Origin of the sequence: Mesorhizobium sp. M7A.F.Ca.CA.002.04.1.1, from assembly GCF_004022805.1 — a bacterium.
GTDB lineage: Bacteria > Pseudomonadota > Alphaproteobacteria > Rhizobiales > Rhizobiaceae > Mesorhizobium > Mesorhizobium ciceri.
In genome coordinates this window covers 1-2,467 of record NZ_RZPL01000793.1, presented here as the reverse complement: position 1 = coordinate 2,467, position 2,467 = coordinate 1, and the positions used below count along the sequence as shown (strand labels likewise).

At 65.5% G+C, this 2,467-nt stretch carries 1 protein-coding gene and 2 pseudogenes; all 3 read right to left on the bottom strand.

What is annotated here, in order from left to right:
• Positions 1-638: pseudogene (locus ENZ75_RS28525) on the bottom strand (ABC transporter permease); the annotation flags it as partial.
• Positions 635-2,203 (bottom strand): ABC transporter ATP-binding protein, encoded by a 1,569-nt coding sequence (locus ENZ75_RS28520; RefSeq protein ID WP_128278498.1) that lies wholly within the window; start codon positions 2,201-2,203, stop codon positions 635-637. The pseudogene ENZ75_RS28525 and the gene ENZ75_RS28520, both read right to left, overlap by 4 nt.
• A 76-nt stretch (positions 2,204-2,279) precedes the next feature.
• Positions 2,280-2,467: pseudogene (locus ENZ75_RS28515) on the bottom strand (BMP family ABC transporter substrate-binding protein); the annotation flags it as partial.

Below are 2,467 nucleotides of genomic sequence, written 5' to 3'. Positions count from 1 at the left end.
CCACTGGTGATGGTCGTTTCGAACAGGCGCGGCAGCCGGTCCTCCACCGGCAGCGTGCGCGTCTGCGGCACGGTCGTGCTTGGGTCGCGAAACGCCAGCTTGACCAGCACATTGGCGAGCGAGGTGCCGAGGAACGTCATCATCAGGGTGGTGATGATCTCGTTGACGCCCTGATAGGCACGCAGCAGCGCCGGCACCAGCGACCAGATCATCGCCACCACCATGGCGATGAGGAACGAGCAGACCAGCGCCAGCCAGGCTGGCATGATCTGCACGAACACGGGAGCGCTGGCAGCCGCCGTCACCGCGCCAAGCAGGAACTGGCCGTCGCCGCCCAGATTCCACATGCCGGCGCGAAAGGCGACGATCAGGCCGGCGGCGAGAAACAGCAGCGGCGCCATGCGCGTCAGTGTCTGCTGGATGCCGAGCGGCGAGAACAGTCCCTTCTCCAGCACGAAGCCATAATAGGCCAGCGGGTCGACGCCGACGGCAAGCAGGATACAGCCGGCTATGACCAGCGCGATAAGGATCGGGCCGAGCGTCATCAGCAGCCGATGCAGGATGTCGCGGCGCGTCGCTGCCCCGCTCGTGGCATCGAGTGCGGTGGCGCTGACCGTGGGTGCGGTGTCGATGCTCATGCGGCAAGTCCGATCATCAGGCGACCGACCTTTGTGCGGGCGTCGTCTACGTTCTCGACGGTGCCGACCAAAGCGCCGTCGGCGATGACGGCGATGCGGTCGCACATACCAAGCAATTCCTCGAGGTCGGTGGAGATCAGCAGCACGGCAAGGCCACGCGCCGCCGTATCGCGAATGCGCTGGCGCGACGCCAATGTGTTGGTGAGATCGAGCCCATAGGTCGGCTTGTTGAAGATCACCACCTTGGCGCCTTCAGCCAGTTCCCTTGCCAGAAGCACCTTCTGGATGTTGCCGCCGGACAGCCGCGCGACGGGCGTCTTCAGGCTCGGCGTGCGCACGTCGTATTCGCGCACGAGCTGCGCGGCGCGCTTGTCGATCTCCGCGCGCTGCTCGACGCCGTTGCGCCAGAACGGGGCCGCGCCGACCTGCTTGAGGAAGAAATTGATCGAGACCGGGAAGGTGCCGACAGTGCCCTCGCCCAGTCGGTCGTCGGTCAGGTAGCGAAGGCCGCGCCGGCGGCGCTCGCCGACGCTCAGCGTCTCGATGGCGGCGCCGTCCAGCCGCACCGAGCCGCTTGTGGCTGTACGCTGGCCGGCCAGCGCTTCCGCCAGCTGCTTCTGGCCGTTGCCGTCGATGCCGGCGATGCCGGGGATCTCGCCCGGGCGGATGACGAAGGAGATGGACGACAGGCCCGGCGCAGTGTCCGTCGCCGCTACCGCCAGGTCCGTCACCTGAAGCAGCGGGGCAGCGCCGGCGCGGGCAGTGCGGACAGGACGCTCGACGGCTTCCGGGTCATCCTTCTGCTTGCCGAACATCAATTCCACGATCTCCGAGACGATCTCCTGTTCGCCCAGCGTGCGAAACCGCTCGGGTGGAATCTCGCCGACCTTGCGGCCAAGCTTCAGCACCGAGATGCGGTCGCCGAAGGCAGCCGCCTCCTTGAGCTTGTGGGTGATGAAGACGATCGCAAGGCCCTGCTCGACAAGGCGGCGCATCAGCGCGCCCAGTTCGTCGATACCTTTCGGCGTCAGCATGGAGGTGGACTCGTCAAGGATGAGCAGCCGGCTGTTGCGCAGCATCGCGCGCAGGATCTCGACCTGCTGCTGCTCGCCGAGCGACAACTCCGATACCTTGGCTTGAAGCTTGACGGTGATGCCGAGCGTGCCGGTGATCTCGGCGACGCGCGCCGCCAGTTCCTCGGTCCTGGGGCGCTGCCACCACGGCCCGCCAAGCAGGAGGTTCTCCGCCACCGTCAGCGTCGGCACCAGCATCATGTGCTGGAATACGGTGCCTATGCCGAGTGCCAGCGCATGGCGTGGCGAGGTGATCGGCGTCGGTTTGCCGTCGACCAGTATGCGTCCTTCGTCAGGCTGCTGCAGGCCGGACAACATGCCGATCAATGTCGATTTTCCAGCGCCGTTCTCGCCCAGCAGCACATGCACTTCGCCCGGGCGGATCGACAGGTCGACGCTGTCATTGGCAACGATGCCGGGGAACCGTTTGGTCACGCCTTCAAGCGCGACGATGTCGCGCCCGGCAACGGACGATGAAGAAAAACCGCTCATGAAGCCCAGCACCAAAAAACAGGAATCGTCCGGAGGGGTGAACGGATCACCCCTCCGGCAGCCGACCATGATCGCCTTACTGGGCGACGCTGGTCATCAGTGCCCTTACGGCGGCCGCGTCATAGACCGGCTCGACCTTGATCTTGCCGGAAATGACGTCCTCGCGCAGCGCCTGGATTTCCGTCCAGACATTGTCCGGGATCGCAGCGGTCTTCAGCAACTTGACCGAGTCGTCCTTGAGGCCGATCGTATAGTGTTTGGTGC